The organism is Gluconacetobacter dulcium, from assembly GCF_014174165.1.
Lineage (GTDB): Bacteria > Pseudomonadota > Alphaproteobacteria > Acetobacterales > Acetobacteraceae > Gluconacetobacter > Gluconacetobacter dulcium.
The window spans coordinates 61,677-69,175 of record NZ_JABEQN010000024.1 but is presented as its reverse complement, the minus strand read 5'-3'; the positions used below and the strand labels follow the sequence as shown (position 1 = coordinate 69,175).

The following is a 7,499-nucleotide window of genomic DNA, read 5'->3' as shown; positions in this document are numbered from 1 at the left end:
GTCCTCCGATGGCTGCGGCGGGGGCTGCGTCACCCGGCCACTCCGCCCCCGCAGCAGCCCTGGTTGGGCTTCAACAGACACCGTACGTCAGATTTAGTCGAGACTTCCACAGCAAAGGCACAGTTCGCCATTCTCTTCGGTGACCGCTTCGCGCGCGCCACCGTCTGATCAACAATGTGCTCAACGCCTCGCACACGAAATTCCTGACAGTCCCATCTTCACCGGCCCGGATGCACGCACTCAAACAGCAACCGCTCCCGGAACGCCGAACTGTCACCAAATCTTATTTTTGTTTTCGATCGGCCCTTTCCATATATGTCGGGCAGCCGGTCCCGTTCCGATATCGGATAACGAGACAGACCGGTGGCCCCTTCCCGCCGCAGGTGCCCAACCGTGCGGCAGGCCGATCCACGGGCCGCAGGGGGCGTGCCCGACAATCTTGCCGCCCGATCCAGGGATCGTCAGGCGGCGCTCAGAAGAAGGATCGACCATGGCGGACGATTGGGCGCGCGCTTATGTCTGCGCCCATTTCGGCAAAAGCCTGTTCTGGTACATGGGCGAGGTCTTCCTGACGTTTTTCCTGATCGGGATGCTCGATATCGACCCGGTCCATATCTCGACATATCTGGCGCTGGGGCTCGGCCTGTCCGCCATCCTCGATCTCGCCATCGGCCGCCTCTGCCAGACCTGGCTGCACCAGCCCCGTTTCGCCGGGCGCATCCAATCGATCGGCGCCCTGGGGTGCGCGGCAAGTTTCGGGGCCATTCTGGTCTCGGGATACGTCACACATGCGCCAGCCGGCATCGTGGCGGGCATCCTGATGTTCCGCATCGCCTTTGAATTATACGATGTGGGGCAGGAGACATTGCTCTCGATCGTACCGACGCCCGATCCCGGCCGACGGCGGGGCATCGTCGGCCTGCGCCTGGCCGGCAGTGCCATTGCGTCCATGCTGATCAGCGTCATGACCGGCTATTTCGCGACGCCGGGCCGGAATACGGGCGCGGCGCTGCACCTGGCCGCCATAGCCATCGCCATCTCGACGACCGCCATCCTCACGGCGCTGGTGCTGGAGCGGCGCAGCACGACTCACCCGCCGCGCGGCCCATCCTCCCCATGGTCGCCGCCGACCGCCGTGGTGCCCGCGCCGCAGAGCCCGGCCCATCTGCGCCAGGCGCTGAGCATCCAGTGCGTCGCGATCTTCGTGTCGGCCTGGACCGCCCCTTATTTCGTCAGGATATTTCCCTTCATCCTGCATGCGGCCCCGGCACTTCCATCCTGGATTCTCGCCTGCCTTCCGCTCGGCGCCACCATCAGCCAGCCGCTCTGGCACCGCATGATCGGCCGGGTGGGCGAGGCGAAGGGAATCGTCACGGGCTGCGCCGCGTCCTGTGGCGCCCTGGCCGGCATGGCCTTGCTGGCCGATCCGCCCCGGCACGACGATTACGCGGTGCTGGCGGTCCTGATTTTCCTGCTCGGTGTCGCCAATGGCGGGGTCGCGCTCGGGCTGTGGACGCATTTCGTCGAAACCGCCGCCGCCGCCAGACACACATCGCGATATTATGGAACCTTCATGGCGGTTTCCAAGGTCGGGCTGGCCGCGATGTCCATCCTGCTGGGCGAACAGATCGGTACGGACGGTCGCGGCCCGTCATTGCCCGTGTTCTGCCTGACGGCGACGTGCGCCCTGCTCGCGATCGGCGCCTGCGCCCTGCTGTTGCCCCGCGCGGCGACCGATCGGACCATCGCGCAAGACACCGACCCCCGTGACATTGCACCCCGCCGCACGAGCGGGCATCTATAGCCGCATGTCAGGTCCCAATCCCCACCAATACGCACTTTGTGCCCGCGACAGGCTGGCAAGGACAGGCATGGCCGGCCTCAGTCTCCGTTCCGTCGCGCAGGATGTCGGCGTGTCGCTGGGCGCGCTCAGCTATCATGTCGGTGACAAGGCGTCGCTCCTGGCCGCGATCGTGGCGCTGCAACGGGACGAATGGCAGGACATCCGCACCCGCTGGGCATCGCGCACGGCCCGCCTGCCCCTGTCCGACGCCGACACCCTCTCCGCCGTGATCGAAGCCTTCCTCGACGACACGGCCACCGCACGGCGGCCCTTCGCCATCGCCGGCTGCGAGTTGCTGCTGGACGCGGTGCATAACCCAGATGCGCTTCCATCCCTGGCATCGGTCCTGGACGACGAGGACGATTTCTGGACAACCCTGTTCCAGACTGGCGATGTCGGGCACGCCACCATGCTGGGTCCGGTCGTCGCCGCCTATTGCCGCGACGAAATGCCCTATACCGTCGCGCTGGGCGACGACACGCAGTATCGTCTGCTGCGCCGGGCCAACATTGCCCGTCTGGCACAGGGATTTTCCGGTACCGCACACGGGTTGTCGCGCGCCCTGCCCAACCTGGTCGCGCTGTGCGGCGAGGAAAGCGCGGAAACGCCACTCCCGGTCGCCCTGCACACCGGCACGCGCCAGATGGAACTGGCACGCCATATCGCCGACCTGATCGCGGAATACGGAATTCCGGCCATCAGCCACCGCCTGGTCGCCAAACGGTCGGATATCGCCGTTTCCAGCGTGGCATATCATTTCCGCACGCGGGACGACCTGCTCCTGGCCGGACTGGGCGCCCTGGTGCTGGACATGCGGCAGGAACTGCACGATCGCGATGGTGGGCAGGAGAGCAGACGCGGCATGGCCGTCATGCGCGCCACCCACGCGATCGCCCTGGCCGCGACGCGCGATCCGTCCCTGCGACCGTTCGCCCTCGACATGCGCCGCCGCCGCTCGGAGAATGTGCGCGACGAGGTGAGCCTCCAGATCGGCGGCCCGCGAGGGCTCGATCCCGCCGCGATTCAGGCCGCCTGCATGGCCACCATCGGGTCCGGCCTGGCGCGCCTCGCGGCGGGCGCCGCGCCGCGCCGGCTGGAGGTGACGTTCGACCTGCTGCGCACGCTGCGCCTGGCGCGCATGGCCTGATACCACCCGCCATCCCGGCATCCGCCCGCGCCCCTCGGCCCGCACGGCCCGGCGATCGGGTCCGACGCACCCTGTCGCCGGGACCGAGCGAACGGATTCGTAGAGTGCGGAGGGGCTACGCGCGCGCGCCATGCCCCCCCCCCGGCACGCCACCCCTTATCGCGGCGCGATCCGCGCGGCGTCGCCACCGGGCAACGAGACCCGATAGGACGTATGGTAGGCATTGCCGGCCTTTTCGTAATCGGTCGAAACGATCTGCGCACCGCTGGCAAAGGCCGCGCGCGCGCGCGTCAGATCGTTCAGCTTCGCCTCATAGGTCTCGATGTCGGCACGGGTGCGCACGATATAACCCCGGCGCACCTCGTCGCGAATCTGCGCCTGCCTGACCAGCGCGTTGTCATCGAGGATGAACGCGGCATAGGGCCGCCCCGGCTCGGAATCGAGAAAGGCCATGCGGCCGACAAGCCCGGAATGCCCGTTCAGATAGGCCGAGGCCCCGTCGCGACCGGTGGCCGTGATCAACTGGAAAAGAAACTTTCCGCGGGCCTGGCCCAGTGTCGGCCAATGTCCGGCCAGAACCGCCTGTTCCAGCGTCGGGTAATCGCCGCGCACATCGTCGGGCGTAATCACCGCGTCACGACCCAGCACATCGACGATCGTCCGATCGATCTCGTCATACGTCGCATCGGTAAAGGGCGGCACCTTCGTCGAGCCCGGCAGCACGCTCAACGCCTGCACCTTGGCTTCGATCATGACGAACAGCGGCACATGCCGGGGATGCGCGTCCGACCAAGCCTTCATCTGTTGCAGGCACAGACGGAACGTCTGGCACGAACTGCGGAAATCGATGTCCGGCATATGCAGGACCTTGATCCCCGGCGCGTGCATCGGCGTCGCATCGAACGGCAGCAGGGAGGTCACACCCTGTCGGCGCAGGATCGTGTAGGCCGCCGGGTCGGCATACGCACCGCCGGCCGGGTCGGCATTCACGTCAATCTCCAATGCGCGAACGCCCAGGTCCAACTGCGTCTGCAACGACGGATGCACATAGCTCAGCGCCTCCTGGAACGTCACCGGGTTGGGGTGGGCCAGCAGGAATTCCTTCCTCTGCGGCTCGGGCATTTTATTAATCAGCTCCGGCATGGACGGCAGATAGTGCGCCAGCAGCGCCAGGACATGCGGATCGACCCCGGCCGAATAGCTGTTGTGCGTGCCAAGGACCTGAAGCCGATTGATCGGCAGCGTATCCGGCAGGGCGTCGGCCTCCACCGGCATCGCGCGGGCCGGGCAGACATTCGTCAGCGCGGCAAGCACCGCCAGCGCGGCAAAAGATTTGAACATGTCTGGCTGTTCCTTCGAGAAGCCGGGACGCGAATCAGGAGGCCCGGACCGAAATCGGCAATTTGAAATACGACAGGTCGCGATCCGGCACGAAGACGCGCCCGCCGAGCGACCGAAGCGACGGTTAAAACATTAGTGCGGTTATGACAAGCATAACACGAAGCACACTTCATCCCGCATAAACCCGTCCCATCCGGCGACTATCCTGCGGAACATGAACGGTTATTCGTAAAATATGACATATTTAATTCATATTTTCTCACAGAATGACACAAAGATCGTGGCGCATCGCCATGGGACGCGGAGGATTCGCAAGGATTCCCGGAGTCATGAAATTTATATTACAAAACGATCGTTCATCTTTTTCTCCAGTTAGAATCCATGGTAATCGCTCGCCCGCCGGACGAACTCCCGCCCATCGCGTCCCGATGGAATGGATGAAACCCGCGCGCAAGAAACAGCATGCAAGATGCCCACCGAGAGAGGCGCTTTCCATTTATGTCGAATAATAAAAAAAGGATCGAAAGCGCCGCCCGGAAACTCCATGGGCCGTCCTGACCAGCATAAGCCGACCGTTTCCCTCGTTCATCGCCAGCATTAGGTCATTCCGCCGTGGATAAACTCACCTATCGCTTCGCCCTCGCATGCGGCATCAGCCTTCTGGCGTGCGGCGAAAGCCGCGCCCAGGCAGCGCCGGACCGCGCCGTTTCCGCAAGCGTGCCCAAGGCGCACAAACCTGCCGTGCCGACACGAACGGCCCCGTCGGCGCCCCATGGCACCGCGACCCCATCCCCGGCCACCACGCCGCAGGGCGGCGCATCAGCGGCGCTGGAAACGGTGACGGTCACCGCGCAGCGGCGGTCGGAGAATAACCAGAGCGTACCGATCTCCATCCTGCATCTCGACGGCAAGGCCATCGCCAACGCCGGCTACACCGCATTGACGGATCTGCAATATCTCGCTCCCGGCGTGCAGTACGACCCGACGCAGGGCGCCGCTTTCCAGATTCGCGGCGTCGGCAGCACGTCGTTCGATTTCTCGAATGCGAAATCCGTCAGCGTCGTGGTGGACGACGTGGTCATGGACGCCCAGCGCGCCAACGGCATGGTCGGGATGGTGGATATCGACAATGTGGACGTGATGATGGGGCCGCAGGGCACATTGTTCGGCATGAACTCGACCTCCGGCGTCATCTCGGTGACGACCGGCAAGCCCCGCCTGGGCGTCCTGTCGGGCCGGCTCAGCACAAGCTATGGCGAACATAACGAGCGCATCATCAACGGCACGGTGAACGTGCCTCTGGGCAACAAGGCGGCCTTCCGTGTTTCCGGCTTCGACAACGCGCAGGACGGCTTCGGCCGAAACGTGACCCTGAACCGGCTGGTCGGCTCGACCGACGAATATGGCACACGCGCAAAACTCTATGCCGAGCCGATGGAACATTTCGACGTCACGCTGGAAGGGGATTACGCCCATCACTGGGACAGCAGCGTCCGCACGCCCGTCGGCGGGCAGCCGGCGAACGTCACCAGGATGCTCAACGCGCTGGGCGTCTTTCCCGGCCCGAAGAACGCCGACACCGCGGATTCCTTCATGGGTGGCATCACCTCCGAGGAATATGGCGCGTCACTGCACCTGCATACCAAGATCGGACAGAACGACCTGACGTTCATCACCGCCTATCGCGGCTCGCTCTACGACAACAACACGCCGGTCGATCTGCTGCCGTCCAACCAGTATGCCTATATCCCGTACAATCTCGGCCATCTGACGACCGAGAAATTCAGCGACGAAATCCACTTCGCCTCGCCCAAAGGCCATCTGGTCGAATATCTCGTCGGCGGTTTCTTCAACCGTCTCGACGCGCGGCAGACCCAGTATCAGTGGGGGACGCTCGGCGCGCCGCTGATCGGCGCCAACGGCGCCCGCCCCGGCACGCTCTATAATCTCTCCGGCGCGTTCGGCAAGGCGGGCAACACCTCGCTCTTCAATTCACGCAACGAATCCCTGGCCGCGTTCGGGCAACTCAAATTCAATATCTCCCCACATTTCAACCTGGCGATCAGCGGCCGCTACACGCACGACCGCAATTCCCAGAGCCTGGGCTATATATGGACGGATCCCGTCCCGCTGATGGGATACACGCCGACCTTCGTGCCCACCAGCGCCGCGCCCGTCTATCCTTATGGCGTCATGACCGGGCAGAATTTCTCGGGACGGATCTCGCCCGAATATCGCTTCAACCCCAACGTCATGACGTATTTCACCTTCTCGACCGGCTACAAGCCCGCCGGCATCGCCTTCGTCGGCAACAAATACGACCCGTATCATCAGGAAACGGTCAAATCCTACGAAGTCGGCATGAAATCCGAATGGCTGCATCACCGACTGCGTTTCAACATGGATCTTTATCGCGAGGATTTCACCGATTTCCAGGCCACGATCCTGACCCCGGTGCCCGACGGCACCGGCGGCACGATCCTCGCCAGCGCGATCGGCAATGCCGGCGGCCTGCGCAGCCAGGGCGTGGAAGGCAACGTGGCGTTCAAACCCCTTCCCGACCTGACAGTGTCTGGTGCGGTAACCTACACCAGCGCCTACTTCACCGATTACCAGGCCAATCAGAAGACCAGCTACACCGGCACCCAACTGACCAATGCCCCGGCATTCTCCGCCAACGCCGCGATCGATTACGACCATGACCTGACGCCGCATCTGGGGCTGCGGGCGCATGTCGATTACGCCTATCGCGGAACCTACTGGACGGTGGTGGGCCAGCCCGCCTATTCAAGAGTTCCGGCTTTCAGCCTGGTCAATCTCCGCCTCAGCCTGCTGCCGTGGAACAAGCGGGTACAGGTCGGCCTGTATGTCAGAAACCTGTTCGATCAGTATTTTTCGACCGGATACCAGTTATACGGCGCGACCGGCTATCTGCACTACACGACACCCGACGCACGGCGGACGGTCGGCGGCTTCCTGAACATCGCCTATTGATCCCCCTCCGACCTCACCCCGAGGGAACGGAACACCCCACGACCAACGGGCCGGCCCCAATTCCAGGCGGCCCGCCCGTTGCACACCCTGAAAGGCGGCGCTGGCGGTCGCGACATGCACGCGGCCGCAAGAATGCCCGGCAGGCACGCCGCATGGCGGTCCGGCATCGACATC

4 protein-coding genes are annotated in these 7,499 nt (G+C 64.2%); 3 read left to right on the top strand and 1 reads right to left on the bottom strand.

Annotated elements, in window-relative coordinates; translation table 11 throughout:
• Window positions 1-490: 490 nt before the first annotated feature.
• Together HLH25_RS16565 and HLH25_RS16560 are read left to right on the top strand one after the other, a co-directional pair.
• Window positions 491-1,804, top strand: a complete 1,314-nt coding sequence (locus HLH25_RS16565) for an MFS transporter (RefSeq protein ID WP_182975118.1) — start codon at window positions 491-493, stop codon at window positions 1,802-1,804.
• Between the two features lie 67 nt (window positions 1,805-1,871).
• Complete coding sequence (locus HLH25_RS16560; protein ID WP_182975117.1) at window positions 1,872-2,990, top strand: TetR family transcriptional regulator; 1,119 nt, start codon at window positions 1,872-1,874, stop codon at window positions 2,988-2,990.
• A 156-nt stretch (window positions 2,991-3,146) separates the two neighbouring features.
• On the opposite strand, the gene HLH25_RS16555 is transcribed toward HLH25_RS16560, so the two are convergent.
• Window positions 3,147-4,331 (bottom strand): Ca2+-dependent phosphoinositide-specific phospholipase C, encoded by a 1,185-nt coding sequence (locus HLH25_RS16555; RefSeq protein WP_182975116.1) that lies wholly within the window; start codon window positions 4,329-4,331, stop codon window positions 3,147-3,149.
• Window positions 4,332-4,943: 612 nt separating this feature from the next.
• On the opposite strand from HLH25_RS16555, the gene HLH25_RS16550 reads away from it, so the two are divergent.
• Window positions 4,944-7,325 carry a TonB-dependent receptor gene (locus tag HLH25_RS16550; protein WP_310889132.1) on the top strand — a complete coding sequence of 794 codons (2,382 nt, stop codon included), beginning with the start codon at window positions 4,944-4,946 and terminating at the stop codon, window positions 7,323-7,325.
• Window positions 7,326-7,499 lie beyond the last annotated feature (174 nt).